This window comes from Spirosoma radiotolerans, assembly GCF_000974425.1.
Classification (GTDB): domain Bacteria; phylum Bacteroidota; class Bacteroidia; order Cytophagales; family Spirosomataceae; genus Spirosoma; species Spirosoma radiotolerans.
Window position 1 is genome coordinate 3,670,906 of the sequence record NZ_CP010429.1, and the last position, 19,429, is coordinate 3,690,334.

The following is a 19,429-nucleotide window of genomic DNA, read 5'->3' on the forward strand; positions in this document are numbered from 1 at the left end:
GTTTATACTGAAGCTTTCAGGATTTTATTTTGGTTTTTTTGTCATGCTGACGCAGGAAGCATCTCAATGCTTGACATTTAAGATGCTTCCTGCGTCAGCATGACAAAAACTCACCATTTCTCCGCTTTTTACCGTAATCCTAAACAGCTTATAGACAATCACTCCCAGACTCGTTAGGCCAGTGTTTTTCGGGCATCACGGTCCGGATCGTTGGCCAGACTAGGCGAGTCATCCAAAATCATGGTTTCTCCATTTTGACTTGTATACGGCTTCCAGTTGGGTAGACCACCGCCGTTTGGATTACCGGTTTTCACGAAATTGATAAAGGAGCCCGCCATCTTTTCCGATAACGCTCGGGGCCGTTTGCCTCCGCCCGTATGGGTAAGCATCAAATCGGTATTGTAAAACCAGAAACAAATATCGTCGCAGTGGAAAGCCCGCATTCGACCGTCAAACAGCGGAGGTTGCCAGCCAAACCAAGCCAGATAGACGGGAGCTTTTTGCTGTGAGGCTTTCGCATCGGCGGTGGCAACGGCATTCTTTCGATTGGAAACAACTAAAGCCCAAATCTCGATAGGACGAGCTTTCGGGAAGTTCTTGGCATACGCGTCTACAATTTCGCCAGCCTTATCACCGAAGCGGGGTCTAACTTTTTCTTTCACTTCGGCCAGGGAAATGCTTTCCAGGCTCGCATCCGTCCTGTCGGGGTTTTGCTCATGAAACGTCGAACAGATTAGTAGAGGAATATCTGCCGAGAAGTGATTGGGGTCTTTGAAGAAAGCACCTGCATCCAATGATACCCCATCGGCAACGGGCGCGTATCCTCCTCGCTGAATGCCCAGCCGTTTGGCTTCATCGGCCATTTTCTCAACGGCCCGGTTTGCGATGTCAATGTACTCCCGCCAGGGAATCTGTTGAAGTTTGGCTAGTTCACCGGGTTTCAAGCCAGCTTCTTCCATTACTTTAAGCCCTAATTTTTCAGCATACTCTTTATTGGTTCCCGTCAATGAGCTGCCGCTCAACGCAACCGCCCGGTGAAATAACCCTTTGGCAGATGGCATATTCATTAAGGTCGTTACTTTGGCCCCTCCCCCCGACTGGCCAATGATGGTTACCTTGTTAGGGTCTCCCCCAAAGTTGGCAATGTTGTGTTTGACCCATTCGAGGGCAGCCACCATGTCCAGATTACCCACATTGCCCGATTCAGCAGACCCGCCAGCCGCACTCAGTTCGGTATAACCCAGCGCACCGAGCCGGTGGTTGATCGAACAGAAAACGACATTTCCGAAACGGGCCAGGTTTTCGCCATGATACCCGTCCTGTTCAATGGCATTTCCGTTTACGAAACCTCCCCCGTGTAGCCACACGACGACAGGCCGTTTCTGATTATCAAGGGCGGGCGTCCAGACATTCAGCTTGAGGCAGTCTTCCGACACATCGTCGTAGTTCCAATGGTCGACAAATGAAGCGTAGGGGTTCGCATACCGTTTTTCCATGATCTGCGGGGCTGAGTTTCCCCACCAGAGGGCGGGCCGGATATCAGTCCATGCCGTAGGTTTTTGCGGGGGCATAAACCGGTTTTTTCCCGACGTATCGGCTCCATACGGTATCCCTAAAAACTGGTGAATACCCCGAAGAATAAAGCCCCTAACTTTGCCGTGTTCGGTGTTGGCAACAGCGATATTGTCTCCAACGAACAAGATTTGCTCGTCTCCTGATGGCTTTACAGCTTTAGGTCGGTTCGGACCAGAAGCTACAGTTGGGGTAGATACACCCAAACCAGCGACGCCAACTCCCAGCGATTGTAAAAAATTTCGTCTTGATGGTTTCATGCTACTATTCTTGTTATTGGTTCAGGAAAAACAAATACCATAGGATTCTGGGTGTGGAGAAGACCTTTTCTCAGCTTTCTGTAAAAGGAACACTATGGAGTGTTTTTACTATGTCTGCCAATACAAGAACCGGTATACCTGGCCAATTAAAGACAAATTAGAACAGCCTTTCACTCGTCTGGTTTTCAGGAAAATCGTGAAGTAGTTTATCTTCCAGGAGGAGAAAGTAAAAAGGGATGAACCACAGAGGCACGGAGAACACAGAGGGTTCTTCGCCGTTTACTGTCCGTAATGAAAACCCTCTGTGTTCTCCGTGCCTCTGTGGTTCCTTAAAAACAGCTATGATTGACGAAACGAACGATGCAAGGGTATGAGGAACCGTACGGCTGTCAGAACAGACTATATCAAATGGCGTGGTGCCAAGGTAGTCCCATCGCAACTCAATATTTATAGAAGATGATTTGGGGTAGACCAGGCATCAACAGGCGTTATTCCAAGCTACACGCCTTACAGACTCCGGATGTATTTCTGACCGCCCAGATAACGCATCTGTCGGGCAATCTGCCGCGTTCGGCGCTGGATATAGGCCGATGGCTTTTTGATCGAAAACAAGCGTGGATTGGGTAGTACGGCCGCAATTCGGGCGGCTTCATCGCGGGAAAGGGTTGCCGACGAATGGCCGTAGTACCGTTGGGAAGCAGCCTCGACCCCAAATGTCATTGGGCCCGTTTCGGCAACGTTCAGGTACACTTCCAGAATGCGTTTTTTACCCCAGATCAGTTCGATCAGGGCCGTAAAATACACTTCTAATCCTTTACGAAGGTAACTACGCCCACTCCAGAGAAATACATTTTTGGCAACCTGTTGAGAGATGGTACTGGCGCCCCGTGGCCGTTTGCGGGTCTGGTTTTCCTTGATGGCATCCTGAATCTCATCGAAGTCAAAGCCCCAGTGGGTTGGGAAAGCCTGATCTTCGGATGACACCACAGCCAGCGCGGCCTCTTTGCTGATCATATCGTAAGGCCGCCACTTCTTATAAACCTGGCTGCTTTCGTCGGTGCCGAAGGTATCCATCCAGCGCGATACGATTAGCGGTGTTACCCAAACCGGCACGTACTTCAAGGCAACTACATAACCAAAGGAGCCGAAAAATAGCCACAGGAAAGCTTTAATCAAGAACCAGTACGCCCGCTCCAGTATTGGCCGTTCGCGAATAAAGCGACGTGCCTGCTGCCACTTACCCGACGAAGCTTTTTTCTCCGATGCGGGTTTCCGTCCGGCTGGCTGCGTCCGCTGGGCAGACGAATTGGCCGCCTTGGGCCTGGGTGTCGGCGCTGGAGACGTGCGAAAGCTATTGACTGGACGTTGCGGGTTCATAGATGAAGGGTCTTGCCGCGAAAATAATAGGCTGGCGGCTGTAAACCCGCGCTTTTCACGAATTAACGTGTAAATTATGAAAAAGCGTTACATCTACTCCTCCACAAATAAGGTAGCGGCCACTCGATCGGCAAAAAGCTTTCCTGCGGGTGTCAACAGTAAGCGATCATCAACGCGGGACAGCCAGCCAGTTGCATACATAGCGGCAAGATCTCGGCCCTGCTTTTCAGCGAAGTCGCTCATTAACAAACTATTGAGCTCGCCCAGCGAACAACCCCACTTTGTTCGGAGACCGGTTAATAAATACTCGTTTACCTGATCGGCCATCGTCAACATTTCGACCGTAGCGGGGAGCTCTCCCTGCCGGATAGCGGCCATGTACCGACTATTATTGGCGAGATTGTATTGCCGCGAATGCCCGTTGTAGGAATGCGCACTGGGTCCGATACCCAGGTACGGTCGGCGTTGCCAATAGGCGGTATTGTGCCGCGCGTACTGATCGGGTTTGGCAAAGTTGGAGATTTCGTAGTGATCGTAATTTGCCGCCGTCAATACCCTCGTCAATTCCTCAAACTGTCCAGCGGCAATGTCTTCGTCAGCAGGAAGCATTTTCCCCTTTTTCTGCCAGCGGCCAAAAGCGGTATCCGGCTCAATAGTCAGAGCGTAGGCCGAAAGGTGTGGCACATCAAGCGCAAGGACTTTTTGTAAATCAAGTTGCCAGAGCGCGGTATTTCTGTCTGGAATTCCATAGATCAGATCGACGCTCATGTTTTCGAAACCCGCTTCCCGGGCCAGCCGAACACAGGCTTCGGCCTCGGTGGCGGTGTGAGCGCGGTTCATCCAGCGAAGCGTGGCTTCATCGAACGTTTGTATGCCAATACTTAAGCGGTTTACATAGGTACGCAACAGGGCGAGCTTCTCCCGATTGAGATCGTCGGGATTGGCTTCGAGCGTTATCTCGGCCGTAGGGGATACTGTGAAGTGCGCGTGTATAGCCGCAAAAATCTGGCGTAATTCACTCTCACTGAGCAAGGAAGGCGTTCCTCCACCGAAATAGATTGTTTCCAGATTTCGACCAGGGAGGTAGTCTTTTTGTAGGAAAATCTCGGCACAGAGCGTATCGACCAGCGCTGATTTCTGCCCCAGACTGGTGCTAAAATGAAAGTCGCAATAGTGGCAGGCTTGCTTGCAGAAGGGTATGTGTAGATAGAGGTGCATCTATCTTAATGACAACAAAGGCAGCTCATGGGTTCACAATGAAGCGAAAAAGGATGAACCCCACTGGCTAAAATCCAGATAAGAACGAAGGACTTAGCCGGATCAATCCGGGCATTTCTTACAGCGTTTTCCTTTTTTGTACTTCTTGCAACACTTTTTCAACACGCATTCCTGACCTAAGAAAGGGTTGACCTGCAAAAGCGGTTTGGCGTCGCTCGCAGTAGGTATGTTTTCAGAAAAATTAAACTCAGCAGTCATTCACGTCAGTCGTTTACGACAGCAAAGGTACGCTTGTTTAGATTTATTACAAATTAAAATTAGAAAGTGGGAAACGCATTTTCAGTAACCATACTTTGGTTACTGAAAATGCGCTAAGGATAGCTATATGACTTATGGAAGAATTTCGCCTGTCAGGTAGAGCTGCACTTGCCCCGATATATCGACCCGGGCGGGGTTTTCGCCATCATCATTGAGTTTGCAACGCAGGTATCCGCCCCGTTTGGAAAGCTGACGGGCCGTGAGTTCGGTTTTGCCAAGTTTCTCCGCCCAGAAAGGAACCAGCGTGGTATGGGCCGAACCCGTGACAGGATCTTCATCAATGCCCGACTGCGGCCCAAAAAACCGAGACACAAAATCGACCGTTTCTCCCTGATTGTCCCGGCCGGGCGCTGTCACAATAACGCCCCGAGCTGGTACGCTGCTCATCTCCCGAAAATCGGGTTGTAAGGCTTCGATCTGGGCCTGGGTCTCATAAACCAGCATATAATCGGTTTTGCCTTTGAAAACACCAACGGGTTTTTCGCCCATACTGGCGATCAGGGCAGGTGGCTGTACGTTTGCTTTATGTACTGGATCGGCCGGGAAGTCGAGCGTGAGCCAGCCATTTTCACCCCGGCAAACTTTTAACAAACCACTGCGGGAGTTGAAAAAAATCTGGTCGCTTCCGGGCAAATCGGTTTCCAGGAAAAACACGACATAACCCGTTGCCAGGGTAGCATGGCCACACAAATCGACTTCCACAGTCGGCGTAAACCAGCGAATATGGTAGGTATTTTCTTCGTCGGTTTTTACATAAAAAGCAGTTTCAGCAAGGTTATTCTCGGCGGCTATCCGCTGCATCTGCTCATCAGGCAGCCACTCAGCCAGTGGGACAACAGCCGCCGGATTACCCGCAAAAAGCTTGTCGGTAAAGGCATCAAGTTGATAAATTCTCATACGATTAAGGGTGCACAAGGCACGGTTTAGGAAATTAGGACTCTTGATCTTTGGTCAGCAACAGGCTAAATGCCTCAGCCGTGAATGCTGTCAGCGATGGTATAATCAGGTCAGCAACAGCAAATTTGGGGTCACCATACTCAAACGCTGCCGGTACGGCCACGGTACGCATGCCAGCCGAATAAGCCGACGTCAGGCCGCTTCCCGAATCTTCAAAGGTTAGGCAGTTGGCAGGCGATACATTGAGCTTACGGGCCGTACCCAGGTACACGTCGGGAGCCGGTTTATTACGGGCTTCCAGCGTGGCCGAGTGCCAGAGCGTCAGCGCGTCCCGAATGCCCAGCCGATTAACGACCACTTCAATCAAACTCATCGGCGAGGCCGACGCGATGGCCGTTGGAATACCCCGGCTAACAAAAAACTGTAAGGTTTCGATGGCTCCTGGCATAGGTTCGGCCAGCCGCGCGATACGGTCATGGACTCCCTCGGTGATGGCATCGGCCAGATTTTCGAGGCTCCGGCCCGCTGCGGCCTCCTCCGACCAAGGAGCCTTGGCAAACCAGTACCGGACAACTTCCAGAATGGGCATTCCGGTGGTTTGCTTACATTCTTCGTCGGTCAGGTATAGGCCAACGGTATCAAATACCACCCGTTCCATAGCACGCCAGTGAGGCTCAGAGTCCACCAGCAGCCCATCCATATCAAATATTGCTGCGTCTATCAAAATTCGTAAGGTATTAGGTTCTCACTTGATAAATCAACGGGCGTGCTCCGTTTGTTTAGGTTTGGACACGTCATCGACCTCAAGTGTATCGTCGTCAACAATGGTTGTATCGACGGGAACCGTAGCTGTTTTCGTTTTTGTCTCTTGGCCACAGGCCGCGAGTAATCCTGAAAAGGACAAGAGGAAGATAGCCATTAAACAGGCGAATCGTACTCGTTTGGGGCGCATCGCTGGTAGGGTCTTATCGGGCCGGCCATTATACATCTGCCTGCCGAAACGGTTTCACATCCATATTTTCCCAAACGCCCTCCACAATATACGGATCTGTTTTCAAATAGTCTTGCAGATCCGCTTCCGAGTCGAGGTCAAGGATGAGCATGGACCCAATCATGGTTTGTTCGGGATTGAGGAGCGCTCCTCCGAGCACAAACTGCCCTTTCTCTTTTAATTGACGGACATACGCCAGGTGGGCTGGCCGAACGGCCATGCGCCGGTCAAGCGCACCGGGGCCGGTATGATCGTAAGCGTGTACAATGTACTTCATCAAGTAGCCAATTGTTTCGGTAAGCAAGATACCATCTTTCGATGGCCAGCCAATGCTATCGGACTGGATTTTGATCAAAATAAGCCATGGTGAGGTCGTAGAATGTTCTGGCGCCCTATAGTAATTGAATCGCTTCCTTTTCGCCCAACTCGGCCTCCATATCATAATCAGACGTCGTCAACCAAAACGATCATGAAGTCAATGTCCGATTCCTCGTCGTAATCTCCCCGCGCGTAAGAGCCATATAGAATCACATCGCATAACCGATCCCCATAAAACTCCTGCATGGCCTTCTTAAAAGCCCGGACAATGGGGTCAATAACCGGACTGATGCGCGTTTTCATGTCGAAAAGTAAGTCTTTCGCCGTTTTCTTCCTAATTTCCAGCTTTTGACCAATCTCTCACGTCATTCATCAATGAATCGTTTCCTCTACTGGTTACTTCTGTTGCCTGCATCATCGCTCTGGGCACAATCTTCGCCGAAAAACCCTCCTACGCTGACCGTCGAAACCATCATGCAGGACCCAAAAAGCTGGGTCGGCACATCGCCAACAAATCCATTCTGGTCCGACGACTCCAGAACGCTCTATTTTAACTGGAACCCCAGCCAGGCCAAAGGCGACTCCCTTTATAAAGTGACCATCCATCGGGATACCCGCAAAAAAACAGTCACAGCCTCGGAGCCGATCAAAGTCAGCCCCAGTGAGCGCCGGGCGCTGCCAACGCCACCCGTATCGACCTACAACCGCGCCTACACCCAGCGGCTATTTGATCGGCAGGGCGACTTGTTTCTGCTCGACGTTAAGTCGGGTTCGGTTCGTCAACTGACCAATACGGTCGAGAACGAAATAGATCCTACGTTCTCGAGTGATGAGCAAAAGGTCGTGTTTCGGCGAAGCGGGTCCAACTTGTTCAGCATCGACCTGAAAACCGGCGAGTTAACCCAGCTTACCGACTTCCGCACGGGCGCTAAAAAAGCGGAACCCAAATTGACCGACGAAGAGAAATTTCTGAAGCAGAATCAACTCCAGCTGTCGTCGGTACTAAAAGAACGTAAGGAGAAAAAGGATGAGGCCGACCGGATCAGCAAGGCCGACCGGCCCAAACGCGCGAAGGAAATTTACCTCGACGACAAAACGGTCGTCAATCCGCAGCTCAGCCCCGATGGTCGTTTCGTGACCTATCGCCTAACGAAGCCTGCAACCGGCGTAAAGAACACGCAGGTACCCAATTACGTAACTGAATCGGGCTATACAGAAGAGATTCCGGCCCGGACAAAAGTAGGCGCACCGGCGGCCAGCCAGGAATTTTTCGTTTATGATTTAGCCAAAGACACCGTTCGGGCGGTGTCGGTAAAAGACATTCCAGGCATCATGGACAAACCGGCTTATCTGCAATCGGCCGGTAAAGCAAAAGCCGACACAGCTAAAAAGATGCGTCCGGTGGTAATCAGTGGGCCTGTTTGGTCAGATGATGGCAAGATGTGTGTGGTTGTGGTCCGGTCGCTGGATAACAAAGATCGCTGGATTATGCGCTTCGTACCGGAAACGCTGAAGCTTTCCCTCCTCGACCGTCAGCATGAAGATACCTGGATTGGCGGGCCGGGCATCGGTTCGCTTAATTCGCCGGGCAACATGAACTTTCTGGCAGATAACCAAACGCTCTGGTTTCAGTCGGAAGCAGACGGTTACTCACATATCTATACGGTCAATGTGCTCACAGGCGAACGCAGGCAGCTAACGGCGGGCAAGTTTGAAGTACAGCAGGTTCAGCTATCAAAAGACAAAACGCATTTTTTCCTGCAAACCAACGAAGTCCATCCGGGCGAGCAGCATTTTTACCGGATGCCGGTAAGCGGTTCGCGACCCGAACGAACCCGTTTGACGAACATGACGGGTGCCAATGAGGTAGTCCTTTCGCCAGACGAAACCCTGATGGCCGTGCGGTATTCTTCCAGCAATCAACCCTGGGAGTTGTATTTAATGGATGTTAACCAGCCGACCCCTAAACGGGCGGCTTCTCAGCCGGCGCAGATGGCGGGTGTGTCTGCACCCCTTAAATTAACCAACTCGCCAACCGAAGCCTTCAACGCATATCCCTGGCAGGAACCGGCCCTTGTCACCATTCCGGCTCGCGATGGGCAACAAATCTATGCCCGCCTGTATAAAGCGAAAACGCCAACCGGTAAAGCCGTTGTGTTTGTACACGGGGCTGGTTATTTACAGAACGCGCATAAATGGTGGAGCCAGTATTCGCGGGAATACATGTTCCACAACCTACTGACTGACAGAGGCTATACCGTCCTTGACATCGACTACCGGGCCAGTGCCGGTTACGGCCGCGACTGGCGAACGGGCATTTATCGGCACATGGGTGGCAAAGATTTGGAAGATCATGTCGATGCGGCCAAGTGGCTGGTTGAAACCCAGGGCGTTGATGCCAAACGGATCGGTATTTACGGCGGATCGTATGGGGGTTTTATTACGTTGATGGCCATGTTTACGACGCCCGACGTCTTTAAAGCGGGGGCGGCTCTACGACCCGTAACTGACTGGGCAGCCTACAATCACCCCTACACCGCCAATATTCTGAACGAACCACAGAACGACTCGCTTTCTTACCGTCGCTCCTCGCCTATCTATTTTGCTGAAGGCCTGAAAAACTACCTCCTCATTTGCCACGGCATGGTCGATGTGAATGTTCACTTTCAGGACACCGTACGGCTCATGCAGCGCCTGATCGAACTCAAAAAAGACAATTGGGAAGTAGCGGCCTACCCCATGGAAGACCACGGCTTTGTAGAACCCACAAGCTGGATGGACGAGTACAAACGAATTTTGAAACTGTTTGACGAGCGGTTATGACGGAGTACGGTTTGTGGTTTAGAAGTTTACGGTTAGCTGACGCACGTGTTGCTGGCGCGAATGTGGACCGGGGGACACAGGCCACGAACAAGGTAGAGTTCGTGGTTGGTGCTATATCCACATACCGTGGTCCGTGAGGACACGGACCACTTTCGCGTCAGCAATTCATGCGTCAGCCAACCGTAAACCGTAAACCGTAAACCGTAAACCTCTAAACCGTAAACCCTACTCCACCAACACGCGAATCACCGATTGGCGAGCGTTGGCATTTAGTTTTAGCAAATAGCTTCCGGTGGCAACGCCTGTCAGTGGCCATTCGGCTTGCTTCTTACCCGTAAAAGCAGGTATATGTTGTGCCATGACTGTCCGGCCCGACGCGTCCAGTAACTGAACGGTCACCATAGACCGCTCATCTTGTTCAACTTCAATGCGCAGCCGATCGACAATTGGATTCGGCACCACCCGAACCGACAGCGAGGAAGGGGGTTCAGCCAGGGCCGTCAGCACGAAATTGATGGCGTCTGATGGCGGTGAAGCACACCCATTGGCGGTCACAACCACATAATACTGGCCGCTCTGATACGGCACTAACGATGGCCCCGTCGCATTGGGAACGGGCTTACCTGGATCGCCACCCGCGCGAATGTACCATTGAATACCAGCCATCGGGTCCGTCAACAGCGTACCACTTCCCGTTTGTGTAACGAGTGGCTTAGCTGGCAAAGGGTATTGCGCTTTTATAGGCACAAACAGCGTATTGGTTGAGCACTGGTTGCTATCGACAACACTTACCGTATAAGTACCCTCGGTCAAGGTGGCTTGGGTAGCCGTAAAGGTTTTCAGGGTGTCCCGGCGCTCGGTAGTCCAGTAAAATTTAAATGGCTTCGTGCCACCCGCCACCTGCACCGTCGCCTGGCCATCCTGCCCGCCCGTGCAGGTCACATCTTTAATCGTACCCGCCGATAGCGTAATGGCAGCTCCGTCTGTCACTACGGCCACAATAGAATCTGTGCAACCAACTTCATCAGCGACCCGCAGCCGATATGTATTTGGTCGAAGGCCATTGATCTGGCTCTCCGTTTGGTAAGGCTGACCAATAACCTGATACTGCCTAACCGTACCAGTCCCTCCTGTCGTTGTGAATTTTACGGCTCCAGTTGGGCAAACACAGCAGGTGGCCGCCAGGGAAACAACCTGAGCCTTCAGCGGTTCGGCTACCCCTACCGCCACCGAAACAAGGCTTGTACACCCATTCGCATCGGTACCCACAACAGTATAGTCGCCCACCGCCAGGCCGGTGAAGACATTGCTGGTTTGTGGCGTTTTTCCCGTAGAAAGTTGATAGCGGGTAGCGCCTGTTCCGCCCGTAGGTGTCACTTTGATGGAGCCGCTGTTCGGGCCGAAGCAGTTGACGGCTCCGGCCACGGCAGTCAATGTCAGGGGAGCAGGTTGTTCAACAACCACTGTTTTTTTCCCCTGACAGCCATTTCCATCAATCACCGTTATTTCGTATGTGTTTGCCGCCAGGCCCGTAAATTGTGTTCCTGTTTGCACAGGGCCCGTTCCTAGCTGATACTGATACGTTCCGGCCCCACCGGTAGCCGATACCGTAACAATGCCATCCGCCGAACCCGTACAACGGGCGGGCTTCATATCCAGTTTAATATCAAAAGGAGCCGGCGAACCAATCCGAACATCCTGAAAAAATATGCAATTGTTTTTATCCGTCACCCCCAACGAATAGGTTGTATTCGCCTTCAGGTTTATGAAGGTGCCACTTACCTGAGGAGCTCCTAAATCAAGGAGATACCGGTAATCGCCAACCCCACCGAAGGCAACGGCTAACAGAGCACCATCTGCCCCCCCAAGGCACTTCGGGAGTACGACTGAAACACTAGCACTCAATGCTGGGGGCTGTTTCACCTCAACCGTCGCCTGAGCAATGCAACCAATGGCGTCTTTAACCGCCACGGTATAGGTGCCTGCGGTTAGGTTCCCAAACGCAGTGTTGGTTGTCTGAAAGGATTGTCCATTAAATTGATACTGAAGCGCACCCGTCCCACCGGTAGCATTGATGGCTACCTGACCGTCTTTTCCGCCATTGCATAGCGTAGACAACGAAGTGGGTGTCAGCACAATTGGCGTATAAACCTGTACGGTGCCCGTAGCAGTCGTTGTTGTTACGCTGGTGGCGGTACCACTGCCAGGACTGGTATTGGGAACGTCACAGAAGGCGGTGTAGGTCGTTGTTTTTCCTGGTGTTACCGTGATAGTTGCCCCGGTCTGCGTTGTCGACCAGCGAATAGAGCCATTGGCTGGACAACCTGAAGCAGTCAGATCGGTTTTGGTTCCTGCACAAACGGTTGCGGAGGTCACCGATACGGCTAATGCGCTGGGGGCCTGATTTTCTCCATCGTCAATTGCCCACGCAGTCGTACTTAAGCTGAGTAACGTAAACAAACCGAGTAAGGTTAGTCGGTTTATTTGCTTAAAAAACAAGAAAAAGACTTGTACAGATTGATTCATAACGAAGCTGTTTTCGCAGGCACAAATGTAGGTTACAAGCCATCATCATAGGCAGGTGGCCACGTGTTTATTAGTTTTCGGTGAGCGGGCAGTCAGGGAGAATGCGTCACACAGTAAAAAGGCCACCCAGGCAGAGTCTGGATGGCCTTCTTGTGTTTACCCAATTTTAAAGCATGCACCCCACATCAACGCGTGGGGAATCTAGTAAAAAAGACCCCAGTCATCCGGGGCATCGTTATCTTTATCAAAGCTGTTTACCCATTCGACAAACAACAGCCTGAACTGTTCAATTTCCTCGCGCAGCACATTCAGATAAGCCGTTTGGGTTAGCTTTTCGGCTTTGCAATACGATGTTTGAGCCAATAATTCGCGGGCATGCATTTTTATAATGACCGCGTTTTCCATCCGCAATGTATATAAATCACCCCCTTCGGCCCCAACGATTTTCGGCGCCAGCATCATCGCGTTCGCCAGCATCTGCTCATGCATCATCAGGACATCCTCTTCCTTATTAATGGTTTCGACGATGGCTTGCGTCAGCTCCATTAACTCGTTGGCCTTCCGAAGAATAGGCAAGTTTTTGATGCGCCGGTTTTCGGCCTCCATCTCGGCACGGGCTTCTTCAGGGTCATAGTCCTCGTCGAAACCATCCCAGTCCATGAAGCTATCGTCGTCGTCTTCGTCGTCAAAGTTCATTACAAAATGGGCAGAGTGAATAAACGCCTTCTGATTGCCAAAGTAACACAATCGTTAACCAAAAACAAACCCCCGCGGTCTAAAAAGCTGTCAGCAGCGTATTCCACTGCCCCTTTAAGCCACCCGCAGAAAGCAACCTCCTTCAGCCGCTGGCATCCCTACTACTCAGCGGGAACGCTTTCTGCCAGGCGCGTTCAGTTGGTACATGATTTGACGGCACATACTAGCATTTTCGAGAAAACAGACTCGCAAATCGAACAAAAACGTAGGCAACCTGTATATTTGTTGGGTTTACAAGTTGCTTTCCCACTGTATAGAATGACGTATTGTTTAGGAATTAAAGTCGCATCGGGCTTAGTTGCCATCGCAGACAGACGATTAACTTCGGGCTCCGAAGTGTCGTCTAACCGGAAAATTTCGGTGCACGAAGTCGAGAATCACTCTCTATTTATCATGACATCGGGTTTGCGTTCCGTACGCGATAAAGCGATTACCTACTTCAAAGAAGTATTGGCCGAACAAGATCGCTCATTCAATAAACTTTATAAAGCGGTAAATGCCTTTGGGGAACAGGTAAAACGAGTGGCCCAGGAGGATAAAACATCCATTGTTGCCAGCGGGTTGAATTTCAATCTGAACGCCATCGTAGGCGGGCAGTTGGAAGACGATGAAGAACACAAGCTCTTCATGCTGTATCCCGAAGGAAACTGGGTGGAGGTGGATCAAGGGTCACCCTTTAAAATAATCGGCAATTCCGGCTATGGTAAGCCGCTGTTATTCAGAAATCTATCGTATGAATCCAGCATGGCAGATGCGCTGAAAATCGGTTTTCTGGCGTTTGATGCAACCCGGGTTAGTGCCAATGATGTGGACTATCCGTTAGACGTCGTGGTTTATCCAAAGGATAGTTTTCACATGACCGAATACCGGCTTGAGAAAGAAGATATGGACGAAATATCTCACCAATGGAGTGCTTTACTGGGCAATTCGGTGCGTAAAGTGCCAACCTATTGGATGGACCCTATTTTTGAGAAAGTACGTTCTACGAAAAAATGATACCATTAAGATGTATGATGTAAGATATATGATGTATCCTATACCATACATCATATATCTTACATCGTTCATCATGCAGCTTCACGTTCGGCATAAATCCGAATATACATACGACAGCCCCGTGGCCCTGAGTCCACAAATGCTCTACCTGTACCCCCGGACCTATCCTTACCAGCGGTTGCTGAATTATGAACTGCTGATCGATCCGCAACCCGCGCGGGTCGTACGCAATGTTGATGTGGAAGGGAATATTCAGCAGGTGGTCTATTTCAACCACCCAACGAAGCACCTCAGGGTAGTGGCTGACATAGAACTTCAGTCCGACGATTTCAATTCATTCGATTTTGTTTTATATCCATTTGATACGAAGCGGGTACCTTTTCGATACCCGAAAGCCATTGACGATCTACTGCAGCCTTATCTGGAGCAGGTAGGCGTTTCAGATCGTGTCAGAAACTGGGCCAGGGAACTGGCGGCCGGCGCCAACTGGCAGACAACGGGCTTTTTGATCGCCCTAAACCAGGCTCTTCGAAAATTTACGTACGAAATTCGTGAAGTAGGGGCTCCGTTTCCACCCGAGCAAACCTTAACCCTTCGCAAAGGCTCATGCCGGGATTATACAACGCTATTTATGGCCGCCTGCCGGAGTCTGGGCATTGCGGCCCGTTTCGTGAGCGGCTATTTATTCGGAAATCCGCAGCAGGAGCACCAACTCCACGCCTGGGCCGAGGTCTATTTGCCGGGAGCCGGCTGGCGGGGATTCGACCCTACCGAAGGATCACTCGTGCTGAATCGGCACATTTTTCTGACCTCGACTGCTAAGCCCGAATTAGCGGCTCCCATTAGCGGAACATTTAAAGGGCGGGCCAACTCCACCTTACGTTCCGAACTGCTCTTCGTATAAAATCCCGGTTATAAGCTCACCTTTGCTTGAACTTTACAAGGCCTGAACACCTATTGCTGACGCTCGATCGACTATCTTTGCATACTTATCTACCTTTATTTACCCAACCCAAAACGTGGCATTAATTAAGTCTATTTCCGGGATTCGAGGGACGATTGGGGGGCGCAGCGGAGACGGACTGACCCCTTTGGATGTTGTTAAATTTACAGCAGCATTTGGTCAATGGCTCCGGCAACGTAATCCCGAACGCCAGTCGGTTGTTATTGGCCGCGATGGCCGCTTGTCAGGCGAGATGGTTTCCAAACTGGTGGCCGCTACCCTACAGGGGCTTGGCCTTAATGTGATCGATCTGGGTCTGTCCACCACGCCTACGGTTGAACTGGCCGTAGCTGGCGAAGGCGCGGCTGGTGGTATTATTCTGACAGCCAGCCACAACCCGATTCAATGGAACGCCCTCAAACTGCTCAATGAAACCGGCGAATTTATTTCCGCGCAGGATGGGGCCGACGTGCTGGCCATGGCCGACAGTGAATCCTTTGACTTTGCAGAGGTTCGTAAATTAGGCAAATACACCGCGGATAACACCTGGCTTCAAAAACACATTGACCAAATTCTGGCCCTGCCTCTGGTTGATCGGAATGCCATTGCTACCCGAAACTTCCGAGTTGTTGTCGATGCGGTCAACTCAACCGGCGGCATTGCGGTCCCCATGCTGCTGGAGGCACTCGGCGTTGAGCAGATCACGAAGCTGCATTGTGAACCCACCGGCAATTTTGCCCATAATCCAGAGCCACTTCCCGAAAACCTGCGCGACATTATTAAAGAAATGGAGAAAGGCAATGCCGATCTGGGTATTGTGGTTGATCCTGATGTCGACCGGCTGGCGCTAATTTGTGAAGACGGTTCAGCGTTTGGCGAAGAGTATACGCTGGTTGCGGTTGCCGATTATGTGCTAAAAAACAAACCCGAAGGCAAGGCAGGGAATACAATTTCCAATATGTCGAGCACGGTTGCGCTACGCGACGTAACCCGGAAGTACGGAGGTCAGCATTTTGCCTCTGCAGTAGGCGAAGTGAACGTGGTGGAAATGATGAAAGAGAAAGATGCCGTAATTGGTGGCGAGGGGAATGGCGGAATCATTTACCCCGACCTGCACCACGGCCGCGACGCACTCGTAGGCATCGCCCTTTTCCTGACGCATCTGGCAAAATTTGGGAAGTCGGCCTCTATGCTGCGCCGAATTTACCCGAACTACTATATTTCCAAAAACAAGATCGAGCTAACACCCGATATCAATGTCGATGCGGTGCTGGATCGAATTCAGGCTAAATACGCCAAGAATCCCATCAATACCATCGATGGAGTCAAAATCGAGTTTGATAAGGAATGGGTTCATCTTCGGAAATCGAATACCGAGCCGATCATTCGTATTTATTCAGAATCTGACACACTGGCAACGGCCGATCACCTGGCCGGTAAAATCATCAATGATATTCGGGAAGTGCTAGCCGAAAATCGCCAGTTGTAACTAATCTGCAGCATCTAATTAGCCTACTAAAAAAGGCCATTCTACCTAGAGTGGCCTTTTTTTATTGCCTAACGGCAACCCCCATCTTGTGGAATAAACTACTCAATACAAGACAGGCTCCGTTTAAAACAAACGAATAATAAATAGTTAATCTATTTATTATCAGATGAATACCACAGAACAAAACAGTATGGCATAGTTTTTAATAAGTGTAAGTAATCCCAAAACGAAATTCAAAACGAACAGAATTATGAGCTTTATAAGAGGTGTATTAGCAGGCTTGGCTATTGGTTATCTGACAGCTCCCCGGAGTGGCAAAGAAACCCGTGAAAAATTGACCCAAAATGTCAATGATTTACAGAGCCAATGGGAAGAGGGCGTTTCGCAAGTGAAATCGCAGGTCGACAAACTGGTTGGTAAGGCCGAAACAACGGCAAACCAGTATGCTAATAAAGCTGAGAATAAAGTCGATCAGTTGAAGAACGAAGCTCAGTCGAGCTATAATCAGGATCGTGCTAAGACAGCCTATAACAACAAAGTTGATGATGCCGCCGACGCAACGAAAGCAGGCATCAACAACGTAGAGGATGCGTTGAAGCTGAATTAACGGTTTCATATCGATAATAAATAAGCCCGGCTTGCTTGCAAGCCGGGCTTATTTATGCCGAATTAGTTAATCAAGCTTATTTGATTGTAATTGGCAGTTCGATATGTTCCCAACGAAGTAAGACGCCCTTACCGGTTACATCATATACCAGTCGCTCGTTCATCTGGGCAGTTTTGACAGGTTTCGCCATGACGCGCAAGACGTCCTGTCCCTGGTCGTATTTAAAAGCCCCCCACTGGTTCGCTACTTTGTTGAAAATAACGGTCCATTCGTTTTCTCCAGGGATGGTAAAGAAGCCATATTTACCGGCTGGCAACGACTTCCCTTCCACCGTAATATCCTTATCAGTTTCGAAGGTCGTAGCCTCGTTAGCGCCCGAGCGCCACACTTTTCCATAAGGTGCAAGCGTGCTGCCAGCATCCCAGACAGGCCGGCCTTTCACCGATGGGCTACTGTAATTGATTGTGATCGTGGCGCCATTGACTTTTCCGCTGGCCATGGCGGGCGGACTGGGCCGATTTGCTTTATCGCCTTGTGCCCAGGTCGTTAAACTCATCAGTACACCTGCCAATGTAAGGACCATCAGGCGCTTTATGCTTGTCGTTTTCATCGTAGTAAATAGTAAGTATCCGGATTAAATGTAGGCAAAAACACGGATAACCGGGCAGTGCATGGCTTACGATTTTGCATAAAAATACCCGGTGCTGATCTTGACACCGGGTATTTTGTGTAGGCAATAAATTCAGGTGGTCTACTCCCACTCGATCGTTGCCGGTGGTTTCGATGAAATATCGTACACAACCCGGTTGACACCCTTTACCCGATTGATGATTTCGTTCGATATATCGGCCAGGAATTCGTAAGGAAGGTGTGCCCAGTCGGCGGTCATGCCGTCTACGCTCGTTACGGCCCGTAATGCGACGACACGTTCATACGTACGCTCGTCGCCCATTACGCCGACCGATTGTACGGGCAGGAGCATGGCACCCGCTTGCCACACTTTATCGTACAATCCTTCGCGTTTTAAGCCATCGATAAACAGCGCGTCGACCTGCTGTAATATGTCAACCTTTTCGGCGGTCACATCGCCCAGAATACGAATGGCCAGCCCAGGGCCTGGGAACGGATGCCGGCCGAGGATCGCTTCTGGCAGACCCAGCGTTCGGCCCACGGCGCGCACTTCGTCTTTAAATAAGGTATTGAGTGGCTCCACCACTTTCAGCTTCATGAAATCAGGAAGACCGCCTACATTATGGTGCGACTTGATCGTTGCCGAAGGTCCTTTCACCGAAACAGACTCGATAACGTCCGGATAAATGGTCCCCTGCCCCAACCACGATACGCCGTCGATCAGGTGAGCCTCGTGGTCAAAGACTTCGATAAACGTACGTCCAATGGCTTTGCGCTTGGCCTCCGGGTCCGTCAAACCAGCCAGGGCGCGGTAGAACTGCTCTTTTGCATCAACGCCTTTGACATTCAGACCCAATGTTTTATAGGATTCCAGAACACCCGCAAACTCATCTTTCCGAAGTACGCCATTATCGACAAAAATGCAATACAGATTTTTACCGATAGCCTGATGGATGAGCATAGCCGCTACCGACGAATCAACGCCACCGGATAGCCCCAGTACAACTCTATCGTCGCCCAGTTGCTGCTTCAGGTTGGCCACTGTCGTTTCAGCAAATGACTCTGCCGTCCAATTCTGCGAACAGCCGCAGATATCGACAACGAAGTTATGCAGGAGCAGTTTACCCTGCAGTGAATGCGTTACTTCTGGGTGAAACTGAATGCCATACGTGGGTTCACCTTCTACCTGGAAAGCAGCCACAGACACCGTTTCCGTCGACGCAATGATATCGAAATTATCGGGTACACTCGTGATCGTATCGGCATGCGACATCCAGACCTGCGAGTGCTGATCAATTCCCTTCAACAGGGGATTTTCGGCCTTAACGGTGCCCAGCTTGGCCCGGCCATACTCGCGAATGGATGACGCTTTCACTTCGCCACCGCTGGTGTGAGCCAGTAATTGCGCACCGTAGCAAACGCCCAAAAGTGGCATTTTATGCCGGAAAGCGGCCAGGTGCACCTCGGGTGCATCGACATCACGAACGGACGAAGGACTACCTGAGAGAATGATGCCCTTAACGTCGGGCGTAATGGTTGGGAGGTGATTATACGGATGGATTTCGCAGTAAACATTCAGTTCGCGCACCCGGCGAGCAATGAGTTGCGTGTACTGAGAACCAAAATCAAGAATCAGAATCTGTTCGGTGGCCATGAATAGGTCTCTAAAATGCAAAGTTAGGGCATTTTTCGTGAAAACGCCCTAATC

The 19,429-nt window shown here is 50.7% G+C and carries 17 protein-coding genes; 5 read left to right on the top strand and 12 right to left on the bottom strand.

Going from position 1 to position 19,429, the window contains the following annotated elements; genetic code table 11:
- Positions 1-173: 173 nt before the first annotated feature.
- From SD10_RS14975 to SD10_RS15010, 8 genes are all read right to left on the bottom strand, one after another.
- A complete protein-coding gene (locus SD10_RS14975) occupies positions 174-1,832 on the bottom strand; it encodes a carboxylesterase/lipase family protein (protein ID WP_046574734.1) in 1,659 nt (552 codons plus the stop codon).
- 507 nt (positions 1,833-2,339) lie between these two features.
- Positions 2,340-3,209, bottom strand: a complete 870-nt coding sequence (gene mtgA, locus SD10_RS14980; RefSeq protein WP_148562449.1) for a monofunctional biosynthetic peptidoglycan transglycosylase — start codon at positions 3,207-3,209, stop codon at positions 2,340-2,342.
- Between the two features lie 93 nt (positions 3,210-3,302).
- Positions 3,303-4,427, bottom strand: a complete 1,125-nt coding sequence (gene hemW, locus SD10_RS14985) for a radical SAM family heme chaperone HemW (protein WP_046574736.1) — start codon at positions 4,425-4,427, stop codon at positions 3,303-3,305.
- A gap of 390 nt (positions 4,428-4,817) precedes the next feature.
- Complete coding sequence (locus tag SD10_RS14990; RefSeq protein ID WP_046574737.1) at positions 4,818-5,642, bottom strand: PhzF family phenazine biosynthesis protein; 825 nt, start codon at positions 5,640-5,642, stop codon at positions 4,818-4,820.
- A gap of 34 nt (positions 5,643-5,676) precedes the next feature.
- Complete coding sequence (locus SD10_RS14995) at positions 5,677-6,342, bottom strand: HAD-IA family hydrolase (protein ID WP_046574738.1); 666 nt, start codon at positions 6,340-6,342, stop codon at positions 5,677-5,679.
- A 57-nt stretch (positions 6,343-6,399) separates the two neighbouring features.
- Positions 6,400-6,594, bottom strand: a complete 195-nt coding sequence (locus SD10_RS29680) for a hypothetical protein (protein ID WP_158500570.1) — start codon at positions 6,592-6,594, stop codon at positions 6,400-6,402.
- A gap of 28 nt (positions 6,595-6,622) precedes the next feature.
- Positions 6,623-6,988, bottom strand: a complete 366-nt coding sequence (locus SD10_RS15005) for a YciI family protein (RefSeq protein WP_227698982.1) — start codon at positions 6,986-6,988, stop codon at positions 6,623-6,625.
- 89 nt (positions 6,989-7,077) lie between these two features.
- Positions 7,078-7,254: a nucleotidyltransferase domain-containing protein gene (locus tag SD10_RS15010; protein ID WP_082111607.1), complete on the bottom strand. Its 177-nt coding sequence runs from the start codon at positions 7,252-7,254 to the stop codon at positions 7,078-7,080.
- Between the two features lie 72 nt (positions 7,255-7,326).
- Between SD10_RS15010 and SD10_RS15015 the strand changes: the two genes are divergently transcribed.
- Positions 7,327-9,774, top strand: a complete 2,448-nt coding sequence (locus tag SD10_RS15015) for a prolyl oligopeptidase family serine peptidase (protein WP_046574741.1) — start codon at positions 7,327-7,329, stop codon at positions 9,772-9,774.
- Between the two features lie 225 nt (positions 9,775-9,999).
- Here the strand turns inward: SD10_RS15015 and SD10_RS15020 are convergent, their stop codons facing one another.
- Positions 10,000-12,300, bottom strand: coding sequence for a T9SS type A sorting domain-containing protein (locus tag SD10_RS15020; RefSeq protein WP_046574743.1), 2,301 nt, complete (start codon positions 12,298-12,300; stop codon positions 10,000-10,002).
- A gap of 201 nt (positions 12,301-12,501) precedes the next feature.
- Positions 12,502-12,996, bottom strand: coding sequence for a hypothetical protein (locus SD10_RS15025; protein ID WP_046574745.1), 495 nt, complete (start codon positions 12,994-12,996; stop codon positions 12,502-12,504).
- A gap of 318 nt (positions 12,997-13,314) precedes the next feature.
- Between SD10_RS15025 and SD10_RS15030 the strand changes: the two genes are divergently transcribed.
- The 4 genes from SD10_RS15030 to SD10_RS15045 all read left to right on the top strand — a co-directional run bounded on the left by SD10_RS15030 (position 13,315) and on the right by SD10_RS15045 (position 17,091).
- The gene (locus tag SD10_RS15030; RefSeq protein WP_046579576.1) at positions 13,315-14,052 is read left to right on the top strand and encodes a peptidase; all 738 of its coding nucleotides are present in this window, start codon (positions 13,315-13,317) and stop codon (positions 14,050-14,052) included.
- Positions 14,053-14,125: 73 nt separating this feature from the next.
- Positions 14,126-14,956 carry a transglutaminase family protein gene (locus SD10_RS15035; RefSeq protein WP_046579578.1) on the top strand — a complete coding sequence of 277 codons (831 nt, stop codon included), beginning with the start codon at positions 14,126-14,128 and terminating at the stop codon, positions 14,954-14,956.
- Between the two features lie 115 nt (positions 14,957-15,071).
- A complete protein-coding gene (gene glmM, locus SD10_RS15040) occupies positions 15,072-16,484 on the top strand; it encodes a phosphoglucosamine mutase (RefSeq protein ID WP_046574746.1) in 1,413 nt (470 codons plus the stop codon).
- A gap of 250 nt (positions 16,485-16,734) precedes the next feature.
- Positions 16,735-17,091: a YtxH domain-containing protein gene (locus SD10_RS15045; protein ID WP_046574748.1), complete on the top strand. Its 357-nt coding sequence runs from the start codon at positions 16,735-16,737 to the stop codon at positions 17,089-17,091.
- Between the two features lie 76 nt (positions 17,092-17,167).
- Here the strand turns inward: SD10_RS15045 and SD10_RS15050 are convergent, their stop codons facing one another.
- Both SD10_RS15050 and guaA read right to left on the bottom strand, forming a co-directional pair.
- Complete coding sequence (locus tag SD10_RS15050; RefSeq protein ID WP_046574749.1) at positions 17,168-17,701, bottom strand: DUF2911 domain-containing protein; 534 nt, start codon at positions 17,699-17,701, stop codon at positions 17,168-17,170.
- Between the two features lie 141 nt (positions 17,702-17,842).
- Positions 17,843-19,375, bottom strand: a complete 1,533-nt coding sequence (guaA, locus tag SD10_RS15055) for a glutamine-hydrolyzing GMP synthase (protein ID WP_046574751.1) — start codon at positions 19,373-19,375, stop codon at positions 17,843-17,845.
- Positions 19,376-19,429: the final 54 nt, after the last annotated feature.

Bases quoted from the DNA above. Each gene is read 5' to 3' on its own strand.
- SD10_RS14975 (WP_046574734.1), bottom strand. From the start codon at position 1,832: ATGAAACCATCAAGACGAAATTTTTTACAATCGCTGGGAGTTGGCGTC.
- mtgA (WP_148562449.1), bottom strand. From the start codon at position 3,209: ATGAACCCGCAACGTCCAGTCAATAGCTTTCGCACGTCTCCAGCGCCG.
- hemW (WP_046574736.1), bottom strand. From the start codon at position 4,427: ATGCACCTCTATCTACACATACCCTTCTGCAAGCAAGCCTGCCACTAT.
- SD10_RS14990 (WP_046574737.1), bottom strand. From the start codon at position 5,642: ATGAGAATTTATCAACTTGATGCCTTTACCGACAAGCTTTTTGCGGGT.
- SD10_RS14995 (WP_046574738.1), bottom strand. From the start codon at position 6,342: ATGGATGGGCTGCTGGTGGACTCTGAGCCTCACTGGCGTGCTATGGAA.
- SD10_RS29680 (WP_158500570.1), bottom strand. From the start codon at position 6,594: ATGCGCCCCAAACGAGTACGATTCGCCTGTTTAATGGCTATCTTCCTC.
- SD10_RS15010 (WP_082111607.1), bottom strand. From the start codon at position 7,254: ATGAAAACGCGCATCAGTCCGGTTATTGACCCCATTGTCCGGGCTTTT.
- SD10_RS15015 (WP_046574741.1), top strand. From the start codon at position 7,327: ATGAATCGTTTCCTCTACTGGTTACTTCTGTTGCCTGCATCATCGCTC.
- SD10_RS15020 (WP_046574743.1), bottom strand. From the start codon at position 12,300: ATGAATCAATCTGTACAAGTCTTTTTCTTGTTTTTTAAGCAAATAAAC.
- SD10_RS15025 (WP_046574745.1), bottom strand. From the start codon at position 12,996: ATGAACTTTGACGACGAAGACGACGACGATAGCTTCATGGACTGGGAT.
- SD10_RS15030 (WP_046579576.1), top strand. From the start codon at position 13,315: ATGACGTATTGTTTAGGAATTAAAGTCGCATCGGGCTTAGTTGCCATC.
- SD10_RS15035 (WP_046579578.1), top strand. From the start codon at position 14,126: ATGCAGCTTCACGTTCGGCATAAATCCGAATATACATACGACAGCCCC.
- SD10_RS15045 (WP_046574748.1), top strand. From the start codon at position 16,735: ATGAGCTTTATAAGAGGTGTATTAGCAGGCTTGGCTATTGGTTATCTG.
- SD10_RS15050 (WP_046574749.1), bottom strand. From the start codon at position 17,701: ATGAAAACGACAAGCATAAAGCGCCTGATGGTCCTTACATTGGCAGGT.
- guaA (WP_046574751.1), bottom strand. From the start codon at position 19,375: ATGGCCACCGAACAGATTCTGATTCTTGATTTTGGTTCTCAGTACACG.